Source organism: Embleya sp. NPDC008237 (assembly GCF_042956465.1).
Classification (GTDB): domain Bacteria; phylum Actinomycetota; class Actinomycetes; order Streptomycetales; family Streptomycetaceae; genus Embleya.
In genome coordinates this window covers 147,778-169,484 of record NZ_JBIBGL010000014.1, presented here as the reverse complement: position 1 = coordinate 169,484, position 21,707 = coordinate 147,778, and the positions used below count along the sequence as shown (strand labels likewise).

The following is a 21,707-nucleotide window of genomic DNA, read 5'->3' as shown; positions in this document are numbered from 1 at the left end:
GATAAGATCCAGCCATGCCGCCCGACACCGCACGCACCCGAGCCAAACTTCTCGACGCCGCCCGCGCGGAGTTCGCCGAGCACGGCATCGCCGGCGCCCGCGTCGACCGCATCGCCCTGCGCGCCGGGGTGAACAAGGAGCGCATCTACGCGTACTTCGGCAACAAGGAGCAGCTCTTCCAGCACGTGCTGACGGAGTCGCTCCAGGAGCTCAACACGGTCGTCACGATGCCCAACGACGACCCGGCCGAGTACATCGCCCAGGTCTACGACTTCTACTGCGCCCGCCCGGAGCTGCTCCGGTTGCTGGTGTGGGAGGCGTTGTACTACGGCCACGACCCGGTTCCGGACGAGGAGCGGCGAGTCACGAGCTACGCCGCGAAACTTCAGGAGTTCGCCGATCATCTCGGCGTGAAGCCCTCGCCGGAGGTCGCCCAGCTGCTCTTCTCGCTCATCGGCGTCGCCGCCTGGCAACAGACGATGCCGCAGATGTCGCGGGTACTGCTGGGGGCCGACTCGGAATCCGAGGAGGCCCGGGCGAACCGGCGCAAGCACCTCATCGAGTTCACGCGAGCGTCCATCGCGTCGATGAAGCAGTCATAGGGCGCACGGCCGGATGAAGGGTCCACCCTTCATCCGGCATGCCCACGCAATACCGTCCTTCCCGGCACCGCATCCCCCGGGGAAGGCGCACCCGAGGTCCTGCTCGTCCCCGCGGATCCCCTGAACCCCCGTCGCACCGACCCGCACTTCGTCCCCGAGGCAACGGCCGCGCTCGCGTCGGGGATCCCGGTGGCGCGGGTGGACCACGAAGCCCTCGTGCGCGGCGACGCGCACGAGGCGGTGCACCGCGCGCCCCACGATCGGGGACCGCCGCACCATCGCCGCGGCGCACTACGCCGCCCCGGACGCGGCCCCGCCGGCCCGTGGCACGAGCCCGGCCGGTTCGCCGGAGCGCCGGCGGGCGGCCCACGAACTTCCCGGCCGGTATCCGCGCCTTCGCGACCCGACTCCGCACCCGGTGCGGGATCCCGCACCGGCGGCACGGCTGTTCGCCGGCCGCCCGTGACCCGGGGTCAGACCCCGGTCTCGGCCGGCAGCCGCCCCGATCGCACGGCCGCGAGCAGTTGTTCGTGGTCGGCTTCGGTGCGATCCGCGTAGCGCACCGCGAACCGCGCGAACGCGTCGTCCAGCCGATCGCTCTTGCCGCAGTAGCCCGCGAGCACCTTGGGGTCCACCGAGTGGCTGTGCGCGCGGGCCAGCAGCGCGCCGGTCATCCGGGCGTAGTCGTCTATCTCGTGCGCGGCCAACGCGCTCGGGTCGATGCTCCCCTTCATGTTGCGGAACCGGCGCACCATGTACGCGCGCCCGTCGATCGAGGTCCACCCGAGCAGCGAGTCGGTACCGGCCTGCATCCATTTCTGGCCCACCACGACCCGGCGCCCCTCGTGCTCGACGTGCGCGGGCGGCAGATACGGCGCGAGCGCCGAGGGCCGGGCCTCCTTCACCTGGAGCACCAGCGGCTCGTCGCCGTTGCCCAGCAGCAGCACCACGTAGGCCCGGGTACCGACACTGCCCGTGCCCACCACCCGAAATGCCACGTCCTCGATCGCGAACCGGGCCAACAACGGCCGGCGTTCGGTGGAGAGCGTGTCCACATAGCTCTCCAGGCCGGCCGCCACCGCGTGGGCGAGCGCGTCGTCCACCGAGGTGAGCACCGGCGGCTCCGGCACGAAGTGCCAGGTGCCGTCGGAGCGCCGCCGGGTCGCCTTGGCCGCGAACCGCGCGCTGGTGTTGCGCCGGGCCTTCGCGGTGACCTGGGCCAACAGACCGGACAGTTCGGCCGCGTCCGCATGCGCCACCAGCGACTCGTCCGCGATCGCGTGCCACGCCTGCAACACCGGCAGCTTCGCCAGCACCTTCATCGTCTTGCGATAGGAGGCCGCGGCGTCGTAGGCCGCCCGGTGACACGCGTCCGCATCCAGACCGCCGACCCGGCCGGCCACCACGAGCGAGGCGGTCAGTCGTTTCAGGTCCCACTCCCACGGGCCCTGTACGGTCTCGTCGAAGTCGTTGAGGTCCATCACCAGCCGGCCCTCGGCGGTGCCGAACACCCCGAAGTTCCCGGCGTGCGCGTCACCGCAGATCTGCCCGGTCAATCCGGTGACCGGCTGCGCCGCGAGATCGGCCGCCATCAACCCGGCCGAGCCGCGCAGGAATGCGAACGGCGAGGCCGCCATGCGGCCGATCCGCAGCGGCACCAGGTGTTCGAGCCGCCCGAGGTTGGCCCGCTCGACGCTCTCCACCACGTCGGGCCGATCCACCGCGGGTTCGAAGCTCGCGTGCGCGGCCCGCGACACCCGCTCGCGCAGCCCCTTGCCCAGCGCCTTCGACGCCACATCCGACCTGTCCCGAAAACCCGGAACGATGAATTCCCGCCCCACCGAAGTCCCCGACATGTACCGATCCTCCCCGGATCAAGCGCACGGCCCACCGCCGACACCCAGCCGGCTCACCCGGCCGGAGATACAGAAAGGCCCCAGGTCGATGACCTGGGGCCTTTGCTCGGTGCGCGAGGGGGGAGTTGAACCCCCACGCCCTTTCGGGCACTGGAACCTGAATCCAGCGCGTCTGCCTATTCCGCCACCCGCGCGAGCAATCAAAGATTAGCACGGGCTCCAGGCCCGATACGAATCCATACCCGCAGGCCCCACCGCTCACACCATGAGCATCCGTATGGACACCCACAGCAACCAACGGTTCATCTTTGTGGACCGGGATCCCCACGACCCCCACCTCTCCGGCATGCTTGCCCTGCACCGTACGGTGAACGGGCTTCGACCCCGGCCACGCACACGGTCGCGGCACAACTACTGCAAGCGAGCCACGGAGGGGGCAACAGGGTGTAGGAATCCCTGTGAAAGCCAACACTCCTTACAGTGGCCACGGTAGGGAACCGCGCCCGTTTCCCACGCGTGGATACGATCAGTGAGCAGACTGTAGGACCGGACCGGCCGATCGCGTACGGAAGGAGGTGCCCGTGGGTCCCCTGAAGAAGTTCGAGCAACGGCTTGAGGGCCTGGTCAACGGCGCCTTCGCCAAGGCGTTCAAGTCGGATGTCCAGCCCGTCGAGATCGCCAGCGCGCTCAAGCGCGAGTGCGACAACAACGCGACGATCTGGAACCGCGACCGAACCATGGTCCCGAACGACTTCGTCGTCGAGCTCGGCCAACACGACTATGAGCGCCTGAGCCCGTACGTGCAGCAACTCGGCGGCGAGCTGGCGACCGTGGTGCGGGACTACGCGCAACAACAGCGCTATTCCTTCATCGGTCCGGTCGAGGTCCACTTCGAGCATGCCGACGACTTGGACACGGGTCTGTACCGTGTGCGCAGTCAGGCGCTCGCGGGCAGTCAGTCGCACGAACTACAGCAGCCCCCACAACAACCGCCCTTCCCGGGCGGGGGGCCGCAACCGGAGCAGCCACCACAGGGTTACGGATACGGTCGACCCGGCGGGCCACCCCCGCCCGGGGTGCCCGCACCACCGCCCTTCGGTCCGCCCGGGACCCCGGGAACGCCGACGCCTCCCCGGCCGCAGCCGGGGGAGCAGGCCGCCTACGGCCAGAATGCGCAGCCTGCACCACGGCTGCGTACCTGGCTGGAGGTCAACGGGGTACGTCACGAGCTCACTGCCCCGGTCGTGAAGTTGGGCCGCAGCACCGATGTGGAAGTTCGCGTGGACGATCCGAGCGTCTCGCGGCACCACGCCGAGATCCGCATCGGCGCTCCGGCGTCGATCACGGACCTCGGTTCGACCAACGGGATCGTCGTCGACGGCCAGCACTGTCAGCGTGCCGGTCTGCGGGACGGATCGCGCATCGTGCTCGGCAGCACCACTGTCGTGTTCCGCCAAGCCGAGGGGTGACAACGGGCGCATGTCTGAGCTGACCCTCACCGTTATGCGGTTGGGTTTCCTCGCTGTGCTGTGGTTGTTCGTGATCGTCGCCGTACAGGTGATCCGTAGCGACCTCTTCGGCACACGCGTGACCCAACGCCCCGCGCGGCGCAGAACCGCCGCGCCCGCCGCCGGTGGAGGAGGTGCCGCTCCGCCTCAGCAGGCGCAGCAGGCCCCGCCCCCGCAGCGGCAACAGGCCCGGCCCCGCCGCGGCCAGCGCAACAATCCCAGCAAGTTGGTGATCACCGAGGGCTCGCTGACCGGCACGACGATAAATCTGACGGATCAGCAGATCACCATCGGCCGGGCGCACGACTCGACCATCGTGCTCGACGACGACTACGCGTCGAGTCGGCACGCCCGCATCTACCCTGCGCCCGACGGCAGCTGGGTGGTCGAAGACCTCGGGTCGACGAACGGTACCTACTTGGACCGTACGCGCCTGACCGGTCCGACCCCCGTGCCGCTCGGAGCGCCGATCCGTATCGGCAAGACCGTTATCGAGCTGCGCAGGTAGCCTGAATGAGCCTCTCTCTCCGCTTCGCCGCCGGATCCCACAAGGGCATGATCCGAGAAGGCAACGAGGACTCCGGCTACGCCGGCCCTCGCCTGCTCGCGGTCGCCGACGGCATGGGCGGGCAGGCAGCGGGCGAAGTCGCCAGCTCCGAAGTCCTGTCCACCATCGTCGAACTCGACGAGGACGTGCCCGGAGCCGATCTGCTGGACGCGCTGCGTTCGGCGGTCGATCGCGCCAACGACCGACTGCGTGTGATGGTCGACGACGACCCCCAGCTCGAGGGCATGGGGACCACGTTGACCGCGCTGCTGTGGACGGGTAGCCGACTCGGCCTCGCCCACATCGGCGACTCCCGTGCCTACCTCCTGCGTGACGGCGCCCTGGAACAGATCACCCAGGACCACACCTGGGTGCAGCGCCTGGTCGACGAGGGCCGCATCACCGAGGAGGAAGCCGACCATCATCCGCAGCGCTCGCTGTTGATGCGTGCCCTGGACGGGCGCGGCCACGTCGAGCCGGACCTGTCGGTGCGCGAGGCCCGCCCCGGCGATCGTTATCTGATCTGCAGCGACGGCCTGTCGGGGGTGGTCAGCCGGGAGACCATGGAGGCCACCCTCCTGACCTACGCCAACCCCGGCGACGCGGTGCAGGAGCTGATCCAGCTCGCGCTGCGCGGCGGCGGCCCCGACAACATCACCTGCATCGTCGCCGATGTGGTGGACCCGGCCGATCAGCCCTCCGACAGCCCGATCGTGGTCGGCGCGGTGGCCAGCGTCGTGGACGACACCACGACACTGCCGACCACACCCGCGTCCCGGGCCCGCGAGTTGACCGCCGGCGAGTACGAGACCGAGGCCCTGGTCTCCGAGCCGGGCAGTCGGCGCAAGCCCAAGCCGAAGTCCACACTGCGTCGGACACTGCCGATCTGGGGCGGGGTCGCGGTGCTCGTGGCCGCACTCGGCGGCGCGTACTACTGGACGCAGACGCAGTACTTCGTGGCCGACAAAGGAGACCACGTCGCGATCTACCGGGGGATCGACTCCAAGATCCTGGGCCTCAACCTCGCGAGCACCTACCAGAGCTACGACGAGCTGAAGCTCACGATGATCGGCCAGACCAACCGGGACGCGGTCAACAGCACGCTCGACGCGGCCAGCCTGACCGAGGCCCGGCACACCATCGACCGGCTCAAGCGGCAGGCCGACGTGTGTCGCAGGGCGTATGCGGCGGACGACGCGAAGAAGGCGGTCGAGGGCAACCCGGGCGCCCAACCCGCGGGCAGCGTGGACACGTTCCCGCAGCAGAACCCGGGCTTGCCGGCCGCGCTGCAGACCAACGCGCCGGCCGCCAAGCACACCCCGACCACCGCATCGCGAAGCACTCGAAGCTCCTCCACGGCCGACCCGGGATCCAAGGGCCGCGGTGCCACGGCGACCAGCCCGACCGCACCGGCGAGTTCGGCGCCACCGAGTTCGGCACCGCCGGCCGCGGTGCCGGAGGCGCCCGGATCGGGACTCTCCGCCGAAGAGGCCGACCTGGCCAAGCAGTGCTATCCGCGACTGCCCGGAACCACCGGAACGAACTGAGGGGAGCGCCGTGAGCAACACGACGATCACCCCCCAAGCCGCACCGAATCGCCGCAACACCGAGTTGATGATGCTCGGCTTCGCGGTTCTGGTGCCGATGCTGGCTTATGCCAACGTGGGACTGGCGGGGGACGGGTCACTGCCGGTGGGGAGCCTGGTCAAGTACGGGCTCGGCCTCGGCGTCTTCGCGGGCCTCGCGCACCTGTTGGTGCGCAAGTTCGCGCCGTACGCCGACCCGCTGCTGCTGCCGTTGGCCACCTTCCTCAACGGCATGGGCCTGATGTTCATCAATCGGCTCGACCTGGACATCGTCAAGGGGGTCGGCCTCCCCGGCAACCTCAAGGGCACCGCGGCGGCCGGATCCCAGCTGATGTACTCGGCGATCGGCGTCGCACTGTTCGCCGTCGTGGTGGTCGCCTTGCGCGACCACCGTCTGCTGCAGCGCTACACCTACACGTTCATGGCGTTGGCCCTGGTACTGCTGGTGTCCCCCATCCCGTTCCCGGGTGACACGTACGGCGCCAAGATCTGGATCCGACTCGGACCGTTCTCGATCCAGCCCGGCGAGTTCACCAAGATCGTGATCACCATCTTCTTCGCGGGCTACCTGATGGCCAAGCGCGACGCGCTGGCGCTGGCCAGCCGCAAGGTGATGGGCCTGTACTTCCCGCGTGGCCGGGACATGGGCCCGATCATCGTGGTCTGGTTGCTCAGCATCCTGATCCTGGTCTTCGAACGCGACCTCGGTACCTCGCTGCTGTTCTTCGGCGTCTTCGTGGTGATGCTCTACGTCGCCACGGAGCGCACCAGTTGGCTGCTGTTCGGTGTCGTGATGGCCGTTGCCGGCGCGGTGGTGGTCGGCACGCTCGAACCGCACGTGCACGACCGGGTCGCGGCCTGGATGGACCCGATGGACGCGTACGCGAACCCTGCCCCGGGCAAGTCGCAGCAGCTGGCCCAGGCACTGTTCGGCTACGGCACCGGCGGCCTGCTCGGCACCGGTCTCAACCAGGGACACCCCACCGAGATCGGTTTCGCGGCGCGCAGCGACTTCATCCTCACCACGGTCGGTGAAGAGCTGGGTCTCGCCGGAATGATGGCCATCTTCATGGTGTACGCCCTGCTGATCGAACGCGGCCTGCGTACCGCGTTGGCCGCTCGCGATCCGTTCGGCAAACTGCTCGCGGCGGGCCTGTCGATCGCGCTCGCGCTCCAGGTCTTCATCGTGGCCGGCGGTGTCACCGGACTGATCCCGCTCACCGGTATGACGATGCCCTTCCTGGCGCAGGGTGGTTCGTCCGTGATCACCAACTGGGCCCTGGTGGCGGTCCTGATCCGGATCAGCGATACGGCCCGCCGACCGGCGCCACCGCCCGGCGCGTTCGACCCGAGCGAGGGCGTCGCACCCAGGCGCGGCTCGCATGCCTCGGGCCGGGGCGACACCCCCGCCGCCGGCTCCACCCCGCCGCCGAGTTCGACGCCGGCCGAAGGCTCCGCCTCCCCCGAGGCGCTGACGGTCGCGGGCGGAGTGCCGAGCGCACCCGGCGGACCGGCACCCTCGGGCGGATCCCCGACGCCACCCAGACCATTCGTTCCGCCGCCGAGCCCCGGCGGCGGAACACCATACGGCCCACCGGGCCAGAGCGGCACCGGCGGGCAGAACCCGTGACCGCCGCCGCAACGCACGCCCAGGGGAGGGACATACCGTGAACAAGCCTTTGAGGCGGGTCTCCGTCTTCTGCCTGATCCTGATCGCGGCGCTGATGCTGCGGGCCAACTGGGTCCAGGTCGTCAAGGCCGACGACTACGCGGACAACAAGAACAACAGACGCGCGGCCTACGAGAAGTACTCGCACCCGCGCGGCGACTTCCTGGTCGAGGGCAAGCCGATCACCAGCTCGGTCAAGACCGACGACCGGCAGTACGAGTACCTGCGCAAGTACGAGTTCGGCCCGATGTACGCGCCGATCACCGGCTACATCTCGCCCTTCATCGGCAGCAACCTCCTCGAGAGCATCGAGGACGACATCCTCAGCGGCAAGGACAGCCGACTGTTCGTCCGCAAGGTGCTCGACACCGTGACGAACAAGGGCACCCGGGGCGGCAACGTCGCGCTGACGATCAACGCCAAGGCCCAGGAGGCCGCGTTCAACGGCCTCGACGGCAAGACCGGCGCCGCGGTCGCGATCGACCCCGACACCGGCAAGGTGCTCGCGATGGCCAGCACGCCGTCCTACGACCCGAACGTGCTCGCCCAGAACGACCGCAACGCGGTCGCCAAGGCGTACGACGGGCTCACCCTGGACACGTCCAAGACGCGCAAGACCCCGGATACCAACTTCGACCCGAAGAAGCCGATGGACAACCGGGCGATCCGATACACCTACGCACCCGGTTCGACCTTCAAGCTGGTCACCGCCGCGGCGGCGCTGTCCTCGGGGGATTTCAAGCCGGACACCGTGCCGAACGTCCCGCTCGTGGGGGGCAAGCTGTTCTACCCGAACTCGACCCAGTTCCTCCCGGACTCGCACCCCACCGAGTGCGCCGGCGCAACACTGCAGAAGGCGCTCGAACTGTCCTGCAACACCGTGTTCGCCAGCGTCGGTCAGCAGTTGTCGCAGGAGAAGGTGAAGGCCCAGGCCGATGCCTTCGGCTTCAACAACTTCGGCAAGGGCACCAACCAGAACCCGCTGGACATCCCGAGTCGGGTCGCCCCCAGCGTGTTCCCCGCCGGGCTGGACCAGGGCCAGCTGATGCGCTCGTCGATCGGCCAGGACAGCGTGGCCTCGACCCCGATGCAGATGGCCATGGTCGTCGCCGGGATCGTCAACAACGGCAAGGTGATGAAGCCCTACCTCGTCGACGAGTTGCGCGCGCAGAACCTCTCGGTGCTGGAGAAGACCCAGCCGCAGGTGGCGAACCAGGCCATCACGCCCGAGGTCGCGCAGATGCTCCAGGACATGATGAAGGGCGTCGTCGAGAACGGCACCGGCAAGTCGGCCCGGATTCCCGGGGTCACCGTCGGCGGCAAGACCGGCACGGCGCAGCGCGGGGTCAAGAACAGCGAGCCGCCCTACGCGTGGTTCGTCTCCTACGCCAAGGGCGCCGACGGCAAGAAGGTCGCCGTCGCGGTCGTGGTCGAGGACAGCGACGCCGAGCGCAACGAGGTCAGCGGCAGCAGCCTCGCCGCTCCGATCGCCAAGGCAATGATGGAAGCCGTGGTCAAGAAGTGAGCCATGGCCTGCGATCACACCGATAGCAACTCCGACCACTACTGCAATCAGATACCGACGTGTCCTCGTGACTCGGGTGTGACGACGACCCGGGCCGTCACACCGGTACCGTGTCGGAGAACGTGCCGGACCGGTCGGGCAACCGCCCCGGTCCCGGCCGGCCGAAGACCGAAGGCCGTGGACCGGTAAGGGAAGGGCTGGAAGTTATGGAAGAGCCGCGTCGCCTCGGCGACCGGTACGAGATCGGCGCGGTCCTCGGCCGTGGTGGCATGGCCGAGGTGTACATGGGCCGTGACATTCGTCTGGGACGCAGTGTGGCGGTCAAGACACTGCGCGCCGATCTCGCCCGTGACCCTACGTTCCAGGCCCGGTTCCGCCGCGAGGCGCAATCCGCCGCATCGCTGAACCACCCGGCGATCGTCGCGGTCTACGACACCGGCGAGGACTACATCGACGGGATCTCGATCCCGTACATCGTGATGGAGTACGTGGACGGCTCGACGCTGCGCGAGCTGTTGCACTCCGGTCGCCGGCTGCTGCCCGAACGGGCGCTGGAGATGACGGCCGGCGTGCTCCAGGCCCTGGAGTACAGCCACCGCAACGGGATCATCCACCGCGACATCAAGCCCGCCAACGTCATGCTGACGCGGCAGGGCACGGTCAAGGTGATGGACTTCGGCATCGCCCGGTCCATGGCCGACAACGGCATGACGATGACCCAGACCGCGGCCGTGATCGGCACCGCCCAGTACCTCTCCCCGGAGCAGGCCCGCGGCGAGACCGTGGACGCCCGTACCGACCTGTACTCCACCGGCTGCCTGCTCTACGAGCTGCTCACCGAACGCCCGCCGTTCATCGGCGACTCGCCGGTCGCGGTGGCCTATCAGCACGTCCGCGAGGACCCGCTGCCGCCGAGCACCTTCGACCCGGAGGTCTCGCCGACGATCGACTCGATCGTGCTCAAGTCGCTGGCGAAGAACCCGGACAACCGGTACCAGAGCGCCGACGAGATGCGAGCCGACATCGAGCGGGCCCTGCACGGGCTCCCGGTGGGCGCGCCGAGCGTGATGGCCGCGCCGATGGGGGCCGACCCGGCGACGCAGTACCTGCCGCCGACCGCGGGCGGGGCGACCCAGGTCATCCCGGCGCACGGTCGCGGGCCGAACACCGGGCAGTACGAGCTCGACGACAACGATCGCCACCGGGACGAGCCCCGGAAGTCCCGCGGCGGTGCGTGGATCCTGCTCGCCCTGGCCTGCGTCGCCGTCCTGGTCGCCGCGTTCTTCGTGGGCAAGACCCTGATGGGCGACGGCGAGGACAAGTCGGCGAGCACGCCGACGCTGGTGGGGAAGACCCTGGTCGAGGCCACGACGGCGGTGGAGAACGCCGGCTTCAAGATCAACATGAACGACGATCCGTCGAAGTGTCCACCGGGCGCCACCGGCACGAAGGGGAACATCTGCAAGCAGACCCCCGAGGCCGGCACGAGTGCCAAGAAGGGCGACACGATCCAGGTCTGGGCCTTCGGCGGCCCGAAGAAGACCACCGTGCCCACCGGCCTCAAGGGTCTGTCCGAGGAAGAGGCCACGGCCAAGCTCAAGGCCGCGAACCTGGTGGCCGAGGTGACGCGCAGCCAGACGCTGACCAGCTGCCAGCGCGACACGGTGTGCTCGACCAACCCCGACTCCGGCACCGAGCTGAACGAGGGCGACAAGGTCACCCTGACGATCTTCAGCGGCAAGCAGCAGGTACAGGTGCCGAGCGTGGTCGGACTCTCCTACGAGGAAGCCAAGGCCAAGCTCGAGAACCTCGGGTTCAAGGTCACCAAGTCGCCCGACCAGTACTCGGCGGACAAGCCGGTGGGCCAGGTCGTCAAGCAGAGCGAGACCGCGAACTCGAAGATCAACGAGGGCAGCACGGTCAACCTGACGGTGTCCAAGGGCCCGCAGCCGGCCACCACATCGCCGCCGCCGTCCAACTCGACGGGCAACCCCGGCGGCAACACCGGCGGCACCACGTCCCCGCCCCCCTCGGGTGACAACCGCGGCGGTGGCAACCCGATCATGGGCGGCGACCTCCGCGGCGGCCACGGCAACTGGCCCAACTGAGCCGGGCGGTCACCGCACATCAAGGCCCGAGGCCCCGGAAGCGTTGCTTCCGGGGCCTCGGGCCTGTTCGTTGCGGAAGTTCCGTGCACGTCCCTCGACGGCGCGATCGGCGGGGCCGCACAGGAGCAGCCGCCCCGCTCGGCGGCGCGACTCGCTCAGTGGCGCAGCGCCGCCGGCTTGGATTTGCCCTGTTTGGCGTCGGTGGCGGTGAGTTCGCCCCAGTAGATCATCCGGTTCCGGGAGGTGAACTCCGGATCGCACGTGGTCAGGGTGATCAGCCGACGACCGGCCGGGCCGCCCAGGTCCGGCGGTTGCGCGGTGAGCACCGAGCCGTTGGAGGGCTTGGTGATGAACGGGCCCTTGACGATCGTGTAGGTGAACCACTGGTTCTTGGTCTCGACGACCACCTTGTCGCCCGCCCTGAGCTTGTTGAGGTACCGGAACGGCTCACCGTGTCCGTTGCGGTGCCCCGCGAGCCCGAAGTTGCCCGGGCCACCGGGGCCGATGTAGGGCGGATAGGTGTAGTGGCCGACGCCCTTCGACAACGATGCCAGGCTGGAGCCCTCGATGATCGGCTGGGCCCAGTCCGAGCCGAGTCTGGGAATCCACAGGATGGCCAGCGTCTCACCGCGAATACTGTACGAACCGGGCACCCGCTGGCCGTCCTTGCCGCCGTCGACGCTGACGTCGGTGGGGCCGTCCACGATGTCGCTCGGTGGCAGCGCCTCGGGCGGCGCGGAGTTCGGCGCGGAGTCCGGCGCGAAGGCCGGTGCGGGCGCCTTGGCCCAGTTCTTGCGCAGTTGCTCCACTTCGCTGCGGGCCTCGGCCCGGGCCTCGAAGTTGGTCCAGTAGAGCTGGTGGACACACAGCAGCAGACCGACCAGGCCGAGTGTCAGGAGGAGTTCCGCCCCGACGCGAATCGTTTTGCGTACAACGCCCATGAGCCGACAGCTTGGCATAGACAAGCAGTTAGGTCAGGTCCCGGAGACCGGAATGTGATGCGTCCTCACTTGGCCGCGGCGAGCAGCGCGTCCGGTTTCCCCTGCGACCGGGGACGCTCCTCCTCCAGATGTCCCCAGACGATCAGCCGGTAGGTCGACGCCCCGTCGGGGGTGCACGTGGTGAGCGTGATGTACCGGCCGGCCTTCTTGTACGGCCCCCGGTCCGGGATCGGGTCGATCACCTCGATGTGCTGCGGCGAGGTCTGCGGCAGGTCGGCGTCGACGGTGTACGTGAAGTACGTGGTGGCCGTCTCCACGACCAGCTTGTCGCCCGGCTTGAGCTTGTTGATGTAGCGGAACGGCTCACCGTGTCCGTTGCGGTGTGCGGCCACCGCGAAGTTGCCCTGGGCATCCCACGGCATCGCCGTCTGCGGGTCCGTGTAGTGGCCCACCAGGCCGTTGTTGAGCACCTTGGCCCGATCGGTGCCCTCGGCTATCGCCTGCTTCTCCATCCCGATCCGGGGGATGTACAACAGCGCGAACCCCTTGTTCGGCGCGACGAATTGGCCGGGGTTGCGGGGATCCACCGCCGCCGGGTCGCCCCAGCTCTGCTGTATGTTGTGCGCCGTGTCCCGGGCCTTCTCCTCCGCCACGATGTTCGTCCACCACTTCAGGTAGACCACGTAGAGCACGAGCAGCAGGCCCACCGTCATGGCGAGTTCGCCGACGAATCGGGCACCCGCGGTCAACACCCGCGAACCCATCGACGGTTTGGCGGCCCGACGTCGGGCGGCCCGACCGGCCCCCTCGGCGACCGCCGGGCCCGCGGGCGGCCGGCCGCCGGTTCGACCGGGCTTCCTCCGTTGCGCCTTGCGCCGGGCCGCCCGCCCGCCGGGGGTGCTCGAAGCCGCGGTCGTCGGACTCGACCGCACGGCCGGTGCGGGGGACGGGTCGACGACCGGGTCGAGCACCGGCCCGCCAATCGGTACCTGCGCGTCGACCCGAAACCACGCGTCCGGGTCGTCCGCCGGCTCGGTCGGAGCCGGTCGAGCCGCGGGCACTCCCGACACCGGTCGAACGGCCGGCAACCCGGCCGCCCCCGGCGTCGCGGGGAACGACCGCGTCGGGGCGTCCGGGGGTGTCCCGATCGGAGCCTGCGCCCCGGCCGCGGCCGCCCGGCTCTGCGCAGCCCGCCGCCGCGCCGCACGACCACCGGGCATCGGCTCGGAAACGGCGGGAAGGGCCGTTGTGGGCGGTTCCGCGAAGCCTGGCTGGACCAGGTCCCCCGAGTACGCTCCGGCCGCGTATGGGGCGATCTCGCCGGATCCGTACCCGCTCTCGGGTATCGGGGCGGCCTCGGTCAGGTCGGGAGCGGCGTGCGCTCTACGACGGGAGCCAGTCCCGCCGACCGGGCCGGCGCCGTCGGGTCCCCGCACGTCACCAGCCAGTTCGCCAGCATCCGGTGGCCGTACTCCGTCAGCACCGACTCCGGGTGGAACTGCACGCCTTCGACCGGTCGGTCGCGGTGCCGCAGGCCCATGATCACGCCGGTCCCGGTCCATGCGGTCACCTCCAGTTCGGCCGGAATCGTGTCCGGATCCACCGCGAGCGAGTGATAGCGCGTCGCGGTGAACGGCGACGGCAGGCCGGCGAACACGCCCGCCCCCTCATGCACCACAGGGCTGGTCTTGCCGTGCAGGAGTTCGGGGGCTCGGCCAACGGTAGCGCCGTGCGCCGCCGCGATGGACTGCATGCCCAGGCACACCCCGAAAACCGGCACCCGGCCGCCCTCGCGACGGACCATCTCCATGCAGATCCCGGCACCCTCGGGCGTCCCGGGGCCGGGCGAGAGCAGTACGCCGTCGAACTCCTCGGCCTCTTCGACGGTCACCGCGTCGTTGCGTCGGACCTCACAGGTCGCGCCGAGTTGGTACAGGTACTGCACGAGGTTGAAGACGAAGCTGTCGTAGTTGTCCACGACGAGAATGCGCGCGCTCATCCGGGCAGCCCTCCCGGCAGCGCCGCAGGGGAGGTCCCACCGGTCGCACCGGCCGGGCGCGGTGCGCCGCCGGGGCCGGTGGTGTTCGTGACGTTCTCCTGATCGACCGTCACATCGCTGAACGGGAGCAGGGGTTCCGCCCACGGGAAGACCCACGTGAACAGCGCGTACACGATCGCCAACACCAGGAGCAGGGAGATCAACAGCTTCACCCACGCGTTTCCCGGCAGAGTGCGCCAGATCCAGCCGTACATCAGGCCCAGGCCCTCTCTCGCTCGCCGCCCGCGCGGCTCGACTCGCTCATCCCTGCAACGCCGCCGGCTTGCCCGCCGCCAACGGAGTACGCGACTCCAGGTGGCCCCAGACGATCAACCGGTGCGTGCTGCCGAACTCAGGTTCGCAGGTGGTCAGGGTGATGTATTTCCCGGGAGTCGTATAGGCCTTCTCCGGGACCGCGTCGAGCACGTGCACGTCCTCGGGGATGGTCTTCAGGACCGCCTTGTCACCGCTGAGGCTGACCGGCTTGTCGATCGAGTAGACGAACCACTCGGTGATGCCCTCGATCACGATCTTGTCGCCCACCTGCAGCTTGGGCACGTTCAGGAACGGGTCGCCGTAGGTCTTGCGGTGCCCGGCGATCGCGAAGTTGCCGTCCTCGCCCGCCTGCGCGCTGCCCTTGTACCAGCCCAGGCCCTTCTGCAGTTCCTTGGGCGTCACGCCGGGTCGGATCGTCTTGTACCAGTCGTTCCCGAAGCGCGGCACGTACATGGTGCCGAACGGTTCGCCGTCCTGGTACGGAGCCTGCTTGGGCGTCTGCGCGACCGGTGTGTCCTTGGGCATCGCCGCCACGGTCCGCTTGCGCGCCTCGTCGAGCTTGTGCATCTCGTCGGCCCGCGCCCGATCGGCCAGCACGCCGGTCCAGTAGAGCTGATAGACGACGAACAACAGGATGACGACGCCCAGCGTGATGAAGACCTCCCCGAGGCCTCGCATCGTGGTCCGCAACACTGTCGTCAGACTCCCCTCGGTTCACCGCTGCCGATCACGTCCCGGAGACTTTCGCATACTCCAGGCCGAGGGGGCCCGTATACCCCGGCGCGTCCAGGCGCTTCCTGTCCTCGACCTTCCAGCCGAGTCCGAACGCCTCGACGTAGTCGGTGTAGTTGGACACGCTCTTGCTCTGGTCCAACGCGCGCCGCAGGGCACCGGTGTCGCCCACCGCCGAGATCACGTACGGCGGCGAGTACACCCGACCGTGCAGGATCAGCGTGTTGCCGACACACCGCACGGCGGAGGTGGCCACGATCCGCTGGTCCATGATCTGGATCGCCCGGGCGCCGCCGCTCCACAGCGCGTTCACCACGCCCTGGATGTCCTGCTGATGCACCACCAGATCGTCCGCGGTGGGCTCGCGCACCCCGGGCACGCGCGACTTCGCGTCCGGCGGGGCGTCGGTCAGGGTCACCGTCAGCCCCTCGCCGGACACCGGGGTGACCCCGGCCGGGTCCGCGACCGCGTCGATCCGTCCGCGTGCCTGCGGGTCGTTGGCCTGCTCCTGCACCAGCGAGTCCACGTCCTTCTGCAACGCGGACAGATCCTGCTGGGCGCTCTCGTTGCGCCTGCCCTGGTCCCGGATCACATCCGACAGCCGAAGCATCTGCGCGTCGCTGCGCAGATTGGTGCCGTGCGAGGTGTCCGCACTGATCCAGAACAGCAGCCCGGCCAGGGCGAACACCACAAGAGCGGACAACCGGGGTACGATCGCACGCCAAGTCGTTCCGAACGGCCGCATGGCGAAGATACGCACGTCGCCGTACCCTCCTTCCGGACCTGACAGCGACTACGCTAACCGACACATCACCGGATCGTGTCGCGTGTGCTGCGCACCCACTCGTCCGGCTACATCGACAGGAGAGACTCTCGTGCCGAAGTCCCGGATCCGTAAGAAGGACGACTTCACCCCGCCGCCGCCCAAGAAGACGACCATAAAGCTGGACTCGCGCCGCTGGGTGGCGCCGTTCATGCTGGCTCTCTTCGCGATCGGCCTGCTGTGGATCGTGGTCTTCTACGTGACCGACATGCGCTTCCCGGTCGAGTCCCTGAAGAACTGGAACATCGTCGTCGGCTTCGGCTTCATCGCCGCCGGCTTCGGTGTGTCCACCCAGTGGAAGTAGCGCATCGGCGCAGCTCAGCGAGTTTTCCCCGGAAGACTCCACAGAGTTATCCACAGTGGGGATAACCCGGCAAAGCCTGTGGATAACCCTTCATGGTCCAACGAGCGACCGGGATGCGGGCAACGGCTCGCATCCCGGATTCATCACTTCGGGTCATTGAAATGATTCACTGCGCAACCGGGACCCGTCGCTCGATCAGGCGATCTGCGCGGTCCGGACCAGCACGATCACCACGATGACCGCGGACACCGCGAGCAGTGTCCCCACCTGGATCAGTGTGCGATTGCGCTGCGGTGCGTAGACCAGGCCGATCGCCGCGAGGGTGCCCGCGACGAGTCCGCCGATGTGCGCACGCCAGTCGATCGTGCCCATGTTGAGAAACGTGATCATCAGGTTGAGCGCGAGCAGGATGCCCAGCGGTCGCAGGTCGTATCGGAGTCGGCGACCGAGCACGATCATCGCGCCGAACAGCCCGAACAGCGCCCCGGAAGCACCCAGCGAGCCCTGCCGCGGATCGGCGATCAGGTACGACAGGGCGGTGCCGCCGAACGCGGAGACCAGATAGAGGGCGACGAATCGGGTACGGCCGAGCGCGGCCTCCAGCGGGGGCCCCAGCATCCACAGGCCGACCATGTTCAACCCGATGTGCCACACCTGCTGATGCAGGAACGCCGCGGTGAGCAGGCGGTACCACTGACCCTCGGCGACCCCCTGCCACTCGCCGCCGTCGAAGAACCGGCCGACCAGGATCATCCTGTCGACGAACTTGTCGCCGACCACCAGGACCAGCACGAAGACCGCGAGGTTGAGCCCGATCAGGGTCTTGGTCACGATCGCGTTCGCGGTCGCGGTCGCCACCCGGCCGCCCGCCACGGTGCGCGCCTCGCGAACCTGACGGGTGCCCTGCCGTACACAGTCCGGGCACTGGAAACCGACCGACGCGCTCACCATGCAATCGCCGCAGACCGGGCGCTCACAGCGGGTACAGCGGATGTTCGTCTCGCGGTCGGGGTGCCGGTAACACACGGGCGGACCGGCCGGTCCGGCCGTACCCGGTCTTTGTTCGTCGGGGCTCATGCTCACCTTCGGGCACGTGACGCGGGCCGGGACCCGAAGGCCCCGGCCCGCGTACTCGGGGTTCAGGACGTGACGGTCTCGACCTCGACGGTGTTGATCAGGACGTCGGAGGTCGGACGGTCCCGCATGTCGGTCTCGGTGCCGGCGATCGCGTCGACGACCTTGCGGCTGTCCACGTCGGCGACCTCGCCGAAGATGGTGTGCTTGTGGTTCAGGTGCGGCGTGACACCCACGGTGATGAAGAACTGGGAGCCGTTGGTGCCCGGTCCCGCGTTCGCCATCGCCAGCAGGTACGGCTTGGAGAACTGCAGATCCGGGTGGAACTCGTCGGCGAAGCGGTAGCCCGGGCCACCGGTGCCGGTGCCCAGCGGGTCGCCGCCCTGAATCATGAAGTCGGCGATGACGCGGTGGAAGACGGTGCCGTCGTACAGCCGGTCGGTGGTCTTCTGCCCCTTGCCGGGGTGGACCCACTCGCGCCGGCCCTGGGAGAGCTCCACGAAGTTCGCGACCGTCTTGGGCGCGTGGTTCGGGAACAGCCGGATACGGATGTCCCCGTGGTTGGTCTTGATGGTGGCGAAAAGGTCCTCGGCCACTGGTGCGCCTTCCCTACGGTTACACGGACGGTCTTCTTGAATCCTCGAAATCCTCGCACGCCGCGGTCGGCTCCTGCCACGAGACCACCGCGGGCACCTTTCCACCGTACGGATCCCCGGCCGATGCGTGGCGCATGATCCCGGGATCGTCGGGAACAGATAGCGGATGAACCCGGCGAGTAGGAGGATGTCGTGACCCGCATGGATCCGGTACGTGAGGCGACCGGCAGGACCAGGGAGCGGCTCGCCCCACACGCCGCCAACGCGAAGGACGCGGCGGCACACTACGCGGGCGCGGCTCGTGACCGAGCGGTCGAGACCACCCGCGAACGTGTGGTCCCCGCCCTGGTGCACGCCAAGGACAGCGCCGCCCCCCGTGTGGAGCACGCCGTGGAGGTGGCCCGGCACCGGGTCCGCCACGACGTGGTGCCGCGCGTGTACCAGGCGGTCGACCAGGCCCGGGTGGCCGCCGAGCCGGTCCGCGACGAGGCTCGCTCCAGGGCCGGCGCGGCGCTTTCGGTGATCAAGGGCGAGGTGACCGCGGCGGAGATCGAGAAGGTCGCCCGCAAGAAGCGGCGTCGCGGACGCGGCCGGCGCGTCCTGCTGATCACCGCGGTCGCGGGCGGTGGCTACCTGGCCTTCACGTGGTGGCGTCGGCGCAACGCGCAGCCCGAGTGGCTGACCGACGAGCCCGACCCCACGCTCCAGGGCGCCGCGACCACGCCCAAGACCCCCGAGTCGCTCGACAATCTCGACAACGAGGCCAAGCCCGCAGAGGACGAGTTCCGCTCGACCACCCCGAAGAACGACTGACGGCACGACACCCGCTCCGCAGGGCCCGCCGCACCACCCGGTACGGCGGGCCCTGCGGCGTGCGCGCGGGCGCGGGCGCCGAGTGCGGGGCGGTGTGTGGGCCGGGCGTGCGCGTGGGCCGCGCCGGCGGTCAGGCCAGCCGGCCCAGCGCCGCCGCGGTTCGCGCGTTCGCGGCGGTGTAGACGATGACCAACTCGTCCGGGTCGCCCTTCGGTTGGAACGCCTCCCAGGTCAGGTCCAACGTTCCGACGGGTGGACGGTTGAGGTGGGTGATGTCGTGCGTGTGGTCGAGCACGAGCTGCGCCGCCCACAGCCGCCGGAAATCCGCGCTGGCCTCGGCCAGTTCCTCGATTTGCCGGGACAGCGCCGCGTCGTGCGGCCGTTTCCCCGACTCGGTCCGCAGATAGGCCACCGCCTCCCGCGCCTTCACTTCCCAGTCCACGTAGAGGAGGCGGGCCCGGGGATCGGTGAAGACGAGCAGACCGACGGTGCGCCGAGCCGTCGGCACGCGCGCGAAGTCGACGAAGACGAGCACGGCCATGCGGTTCCAGGCGAGGATCGCCCCGCCGCGGCCGACGAGGTAGGCGGGCGTGTCGCACATCGAGTCGAGGAAGCGCTGCACACTCTCCCGCACCGGCCTTCCGGCGCCCGCCTCCGGGGACGCGGCGGCCGGGCGGGCCAGGCTGCGCAGATAGCGGCACTCGCCCGGGGTCAGGCGCAATGCGTGCGCAACGGCGTCGACGACCGCGTCCGACACCCGGGACGCCTGTCCCCGCTCCAGGCGGATGTACTGGTCGACGCTGACGTTCGCGAGGGCGGCGACCTCTTCCCGGCGTAGCCCCCGCACCCGGCGCATTCCCTGCCGCGGCAGCCCCAGATCCTCGGGGCGCAGCTTCGTCCGGCGGGAGATGAGGAAGTCCCGGATCGCGATCTCGGTGTCCATGCCGCATTCTCGGCGCTCATCGATCCCTGCCGAAAGTCACCAACCAGCCATTCGGGGCATCGACGGTGGCCCGGTTCCAGGGCAAGCCTTGCACTGGAATGCCGAGTAACACCACGTGACCCTTGAATCGCTCACAGCACAAAGAGCACACAGGAGACGTCATCGCCTGCCCCCGCTCCCGGGGCGGGACGAGACCTGTCCGCCCGCCCCCGCTCCCGGGGCCGGGACACCGCAGCACCCAATCCCCGAAAGGGAATCGGCATGTCCATATCCGCCAGACGCGGTGCCGTGCCCGCCGTCCTCGCCGTTGTCGTCGCCACCGGCTTCGGTGGGCCGACCGTTGGGACCGCGCACGCCGACACGCCTCCGCGTCCCCCGGCCACCAGCAGTTGCAATCCGACCGTCGACTCCGTCTATTACGACGTGACCACCCGCGTCACTCCGGTGATCACCGACTTCCTCCCCGTCTACATCGCAGAGGGCACCACCGGTCAGCGCACCGAAACCCTGACGCAGGTCGACTCGGTGGCAACCACGGTCAACAACAGCGAGGAGTTCAGCGCGTCCGTGGGCCCCGTCTTCGCCAAGGTCGAGTTCAAGGTCGGCTTCTCCGTCTCGAACACCAAGTCGTCCACCAGGACGAATGCGATCACCAACACCTGGAACTTCAACAAGACGGGCTACTACGGCCTCTATCGCGGCACCCGCCGGGTCGACGGCCGGTTCGTGAAGTACATCTGCGCCCAGACCGGCCCGACCACCGGCATCTGGATCAACGCGATCAGGGGCGGTATCGGCACCTACACCACGTTCGAGACCCCCGAGATCGGCACCGTCGTCAAGAACTGCATCCCCGAACCGGTGAACACAGTGCGTCGCGCCGCCCAGGACCGCCTGGGTCCCTGCTGACCCGGCAATCGATCCGAGAGGAAAACAGCGTGACCACGATTCCCCACCGCAACCGACGCCGAGCACGGCGCCCGCTGCGGGCTCTGGGCGCCGCGCTCATCGCCGTCATCGCGATGCTGTCGACCGCCCTGCCCGCGTCGGCGTCACCCAATCCCACCGACGATGGCTGGATCTGCGACGGCTACTACACGATCGGCACCTCCAACGGCATGGTGTTCGACATCTCGTTGGGCCCCGACAACGCAGGATCGGTCCTGCAGTACCGCTACTGGGGTGGATACAACCAGCAGTGGCGGGTCTGCCACTGGCCCGGCGACACGGCCCAGTACATCTTCAAGTCCCGACACAACGGCAAGTGCCTCACGCTGTGGTCCCAGGATGAAGGCGCGTGGGTCACCGAGGGCGACTGTAACGGCTGGATCTACGGAAACCAGATTTTCTGGCTCTCCCGTGATGCCGCCACCGGCAAGGTCGCCCTACAGGCCGAGCACTCCGACATGTGGCTGACGACGGAGGCGGGCAAGTACACCGTCGAGCGATCCCACATCGTCCAGTCGGCCACCCGGGCCGGCGCCTTCACGCTGAATCCCGTCTGATTCGATCGCGCCCGATGCGATCAAAAAGACCCCGCCGACTGCGTGGTCGCAGTCGGCGGGGTCTGATCCCTGTGGAGCCTAGGGGAGTCGAACCCCTGACATCTGCCTTGCAAAGGCAGCGCTCTACCAGCTGAGCTAAGGCCCCTCGGTGCCGAACCAGGTTACCGGTAATCGCGGTCGGCGTTGGACAATACCTCACCCGGGGAAACGGGCGTTTCACGTGAAACGTGCGTTTCCCCGGGTGGGTCAAGCTTCTGCGGG

20 protein-coding genes, 2 tRNA genes and 1 pseudogene are annotated in these 21,707 nt (G+C 68.9%); 11 read left to right on the top strand and 12 right to left on the bottom strand.

Going from position 1 to position 21,707, the window contains the following annotated elements; translation table 11 throughout:
- Nucleotides 1–14: 14 nt before the first annotated feature.
- A complete protein-coding gene (locus tag ACFZBU_RS32590; protein WP_391587286.1) occupies nucleotides 15–602 on the top strand; it encodes a TetR/AcrR family transcriptional regulator in 588 nt (195 codons plus the stop codon).
- Between the two features lie 473 nt (nucleotides 603–1,075).
- On the opposite strand, the gene ACFZBU_RS32585 is transcribed toward ACFZBU_RS32590, so the two are convergent.
- Nucleotides 1,076–2,458, bottom strand: a complete 1,383-nt coding sequence (locus ACFZBU_RS32585) for a DUF2252 domain-containing protein (RefSeq protein ID WP_391587285.1) — start codon at nucleotides 2,456–2,458, stop codon at nucleotides 1,076–1,078.
- 110 nt (nucleotides 2,459–2,568) lie between these two features.
- A tRNA-Leu gene (locus ACFZBU_RS32580) sits at nucleotides 2,569–2,652 on the bottom strand.
- Nucleotides 2,653–3,039: 387 nt separating this feature from the next.
- Here ACFZBU_RS32580 and ACFZBU_RS32575 point away from each other — a divergent pair.
- From ACFZBU_RS32575 to pknB, 6 genes and pseudogenes are all read left to right on the top strand, one after another.
- The gene (locus ACFZBU_RS32575) at nucleotides 3,040–3,927 is read left to right on the top strand and encodes an FhaA domain-containing protein (RefSeq protein WP_391587284.1); all 888 of its coding nucleotides are present in this window, start codon (nucleotides 3,040–3,042) and stop codon (nucleotides 3,925–3,927) included.
- 10 nt (nucleotides 3,928–3,937) lie between these two features.
- Complete coding sequence (locus ACFZBU_RS32570; RefSeq protein ID WP_391587283.1) at nucleotides 3,938–4,474, top strand: FHA domain-containing protein; 537 nt, start codon at nucleotides 3,938–3,940, stop codon at nucleotides 4,472–4,474.
- A gap of 5 nt (nucleotides 4,475–4,479) precedes the next feature.
- Complete coding sequence (locus tag ACFZBU_RS32565; RefSeq protein WP_391587282.1) at nucleotides 4,480–6,060, top strand: PP2C family protein-serine/threonine phosphatase; 1,581 nt, start codon at nucleotides 4,480–4,482, stop codon at nucleotides 6,058–6,060.
- Nucleotides 6,026–7,456, top strand: a pseudogene (locus tag ACFZBU_RS32560) (FtsW/RodA/SpoVE family cell cycle protein); the annotation flags it as partial. The gene ACFZBU_RS32565 and the pseudogene ACFZBU_RS32560, both read left to right, overlap by 35 nt.
- 310 nt (nucleotides 7,457–7,766) lie before the next feature.
- Entirely contained in the window at nucleotides 7,767–9,293 is a 1,527-nt protein-coding gene (locus ACFZBU_RS32555) for a peptidoglycan D,D-transpeptidase FtsI family protein (protein WP_391587281.1), read from the top strand.
- 206 nt (nucleotides 9,294–9,499) lie between these two features.
- On the top strand, nucleotides 9,500–11,401 hold the full coding sequence (gene pknB / locus ACFZBU_RS32550; RefSeq protein ID WP_391587280.1) for a Stk1 family PASTA domain-containing Ser/Thr kinase: 1,902 nt from the start codon (nucleotides 9,500–9,502) through the stop codon (nucleotides 11,399–11,401).
- 155 nt (nucleotides 11,402–11,556) lie between these two features.
- Here the strand turns inward: pknB and ACFZBU_RS32545 are convergent, their stop codons facing one another.
- The 6 genes from ACFZBU_RS32545 to ACFZBU_RS32520 all read right to left on the bottom strand — a co-directional run bounded on the left by ACFZBU_RS32545 (nucleotide 11,557) and on the right by ACFZBU_RS32520 (nucleotide 16,133).
- Nucleotides 11,557–12,342, bottom strand: a complete 786-nt coding sequence (locus tag ACFZBU_RS32545) for a class E sortase (RefSeq protein WP_391587279.1) — start codon at nucleotides 12,340–12,342, stop codon at nucleotides 11,557–11,559.
- A gap of 65 nt (nucleotides 12,343–12,407) precedes the next feature.
- Nucleotides 12,408–13,106: a class E sortase gene (locus ACFZBU_RS32540; RefSeq protein WP_391587278.1), complete on the bottom strand. Its 699-nt coding sequence runs from the start codon at nucleotides 13,104–13,106 to the stop codon at nucleotides 12,408–12,410.
- Nucleotides 13,107–13,702: 596 nt separating this feature from the next.
- Nucleotides 13,703–14,341: an aminodeoxychorismate/anthranilate synthase component II gene (locus tag ACFZBU_RS32535; RefSeq protein ID WP_391587277.1), complete on the bottom strand. Its 639-nt coding sequence runs from the start codon at nucleotides 14,339–14,341 to the stop codon at nucleotides 13,703–13,705.
- Nucleotides 14,338–14,595, bottom strand: a complete 258-nt coding sequence (locus ACFZBU_RS32530) for a hypothetical protein (protein WP_391587415.1) — start codon at nucleotides 14,593–14,595, stop codon at nucleotides 14,338–14,340. The genes ACFZBU_RS32535 and ACFZBU_RS32530 overlap by 4 nt, the downstream gene beginning before the upstream one ends.
- Before the next feature lie 46 nt (nucleotides 14,596–14,641).
- The gene (locus ACFZBU_RS32525; RefSeq protein WP_391587276.1) at nucleotides 14,642–15,334 is read right to left on the bottom strand and encodes a class E sortase; all 693 of its coding nucleotides are present in this window, start codon (nucleotides 15,332–15,334) and stop codon (nucleotides 14,642–14,644) included.
- Between the two features lie 49 nt (nucleotides 15,335–15,383).
- A complete protein-coding gene (locus tag ACFZBU_RS32520) occupies nucleotides 15,384–16,133 on the bottom strand; it encodes a DUF881 domain-containing protein (protein WP_391587408.1) in 750 nt (249 codons plus the stop codon).
- A gap of 130 nt (nucleotides 16,134–16,263) precedes the next feature.
- Here ACFZBU_RS32520 and crgA point away from each other — a divergent pair, with 130 nt between their 5' ends.
- The gene (gene crgA, locus ACFZBU_RS32515) at nucleotides 16,264–16,515 is read left to right on the top strand and encodes a cell division protein CrgA (protein WP_020557121.1); all 252 of its coding nucleotides are present in this window, start codon (nucleotides 16,264–16,266) and stop codon (nucleotides 16,513–16,515) included.
- Between the two features lie 195 nt (nucleotides 16,516–16,710).
- Here the strand turns inward: crgA and ACFZBU_RS32510 are convergent, their stop codons facing one another.
- The gene (locus ACFZBU_RS32510) at nucleotides 16,711–17,598 is read right to left on the bottom strand and encodes a rhomboid family intramembrane serine protease (RefSeq protein WP_391587275.1); all 888 of its coding nucleotides are present in this window, start codon (nucleotides 17,596–17,598) and stop codon (nucleotides 16,711–16,713) included.
- Between the two features lie 56 nt (nucleotides 17,599–17,654).
- Nucleotides 17,655–18,185, bottom strand: a complete 531-nt coding sequence (locus ACFZBU_RS32505; RefSeq protein WP_391587274.1) for a peptidylprolyl isomerase — start codon at nucleotides 18,183–18,185, stop codon at nucleotides 17,655–17,657.
- Between the two features lie 201 nt (nucleotides 18,186–18,386).
- Between ACFZBU_RS32505 and ACFZBU_RS32500 the strand changes: the two genes are divergently transcribed.
- On the top strand, nucleotides 18,387–18,998 hold the full coding sequence (locus ACFZBU_RS32500; RefSeq protein ID WP_391587407.1) for a DUF5324 family protein: 612 nt from the start codon (nucleotides 18,387–18,389) through the stop codon (nucleotides 18,996–18,998).
- 130 nt (nucleotides 18,999–19,128) lie between these two features.
- Here ACFZBU_RS32500 and ACFZBU_RS32495 read toward each other — a convergent pair whose 3' ends face one another.
- Nucleotides 19,129–19,941: a helix-turn-helix domain-containing protein gene (locus ACFZBU_RS32495; RefSeq protein WP_391587273.1), complete on the bottom strand. Its 813-nt coding sequence runs from the start codon at nucleotides 19,939–19,941 to the stop codon at nucleotides 19,129–19,131.
- A gap of 261 nt (nucleotides 19,942–20,202) precedes the next feature.
- Between ACFZBU_RS32495 and ACFZBU_RS32490 the strand changes: the two genes are divergently transcribed.
- Entirely contained in the window at nucleotides 20,203–20,850 is a 648-nt protein-coding gene (locus tag ACFZBU_RS32490; RefSeq protein WP_391587272.1) for a hypothetical protein, read from the top strand.
- A gap of 29 nt (nucleotides 20,851–20,879) precedes the next feature.
- On the top strand, nucleotides 20,880–21,446 hold the full coding sequence (locus ACFZBU_RS32485) for an RICIN domain-containing protein (protein ID WP_391587271.1): 567 nt from the start codon (nucleotides 20,880–20,882) through the stop codon (nucleotides 21,444–21,446).
- A 72-nt stretch (nucleotides 21,447–21,518) separates the two neighbouring features.
- Here the strand turns inward: ACFZBU_RS32485 and ACFZBU_RS32480 are convergent.
- Nucleotides 21,519–21,591: transfer RNA gene (locus tag ACFZBU_RS32480), tRNA-Ala, on the bottom strand.
- Nucleotides 21,592–21,707 lie beyond the last annotated feature (116 nt).

Bases quoted from the DNA above. Each gene is read 5' to 3' on its own strand.
- ACFZBU_RS32590 (WP_391587286.1), top strand. From the start codon at position 15: ATGCCGCCCGACACCGCACGCACCCGAGCCAAACTTCTCGACGCCGCC.
- ACFZBU_RS32585 (WP_391587285.1), bottom strand. From the start codon at position 2,458: ATGTCGGGGACTTCGGTGGGGCGGGAATTCATCGTTCCGGGTTTTCGG.
- ACFZBU_RS32570 (WP_391587283.1), top strand. From the start codon at position 3,938: ATGTCTGAGCTGACCCTCACCGTTATGCGGTTGGGTTTCCTCGCTGTG.
- ACFZBU_RS32565 (WP_391587282.1), top strand. From the start codon at position 4,480: ATGAGCCTCTCTCTCCGCTTCGCCGCCGGATCCCACAAGGGCATGATC.
- pknB (WP_391587280.1), top strand. From the start codon at position 9,500: ATGGAAGAGCCGCGTCGCCTCGGCGACCGGTACGAGATCGGCGCGGTC.
- ACFZBU_RS32545 (WP_391587279.1), bottom strand. From the start codon at position 12,342: ATGGGCGTTGTACGCAAAACGATTCGCGTCGGGGCGGAACTCCTCCTG.
- ACFZBU_RS32540 (WP_391587278.1), bottom strand. From the start codon at position 13,106: ATGGGTTCGCGGGTGTTGACCGCGGGTGCCCGATTCGTCGGCGAACTC.
- ACFZBU_RS32535 (WP_391587277.1), bottom strand. From the start codon at position 14,341: ATGAGCGCGCGCATTCTCGTCGTGGACAACTACGACAGCTTCGTCTTC.
- ACFZBU_RS32530 (WP_391587415.1), bottom strand. From the start codon at position 14,595: ATGTACGGCTGGATCTGGCGCACTCTGCCGGGAAACGCGTGGGTGAAG.
- ACFZBU_RS32525 (WP_391587276.1), bottom strand. From the start codon at position 15,334: ATGCGAGGCCTCGGGGAGGTCTTCATCACGCTGGGCGTCGTCATCCTG.
- ACFZBU_RS32520 (WP_391587408.1), bottom strand. From the start codon at position 16,133: ATGCGGCCGTTCGGAACGACTTGGCGTGCGATCGTACCCCGGTTGTCC.
- ACFZBU_RS32500 (WP_391587407.1), top strand. From the start codon at position 18,387: ATGGATCCGGTACGTGAGGCGACCGGCAGGACCAGGGAGCGGCTCGCC.
- ACFZBU_RS32495 (WP_391587273.1), bottom strand. From the start codon at position 19,941: ATGGACACCGAGATCGCGATCCGGGACTTCCTCATCTCCCGCCGGACG.
- ACFZBU_RS32490 (WP_391587272.1), top strand. From the start codon at position 20,203: ATGTCCATATCCGCCAGACGCGGTGCCGTGCCCGCCGTCCTCGCCGTT.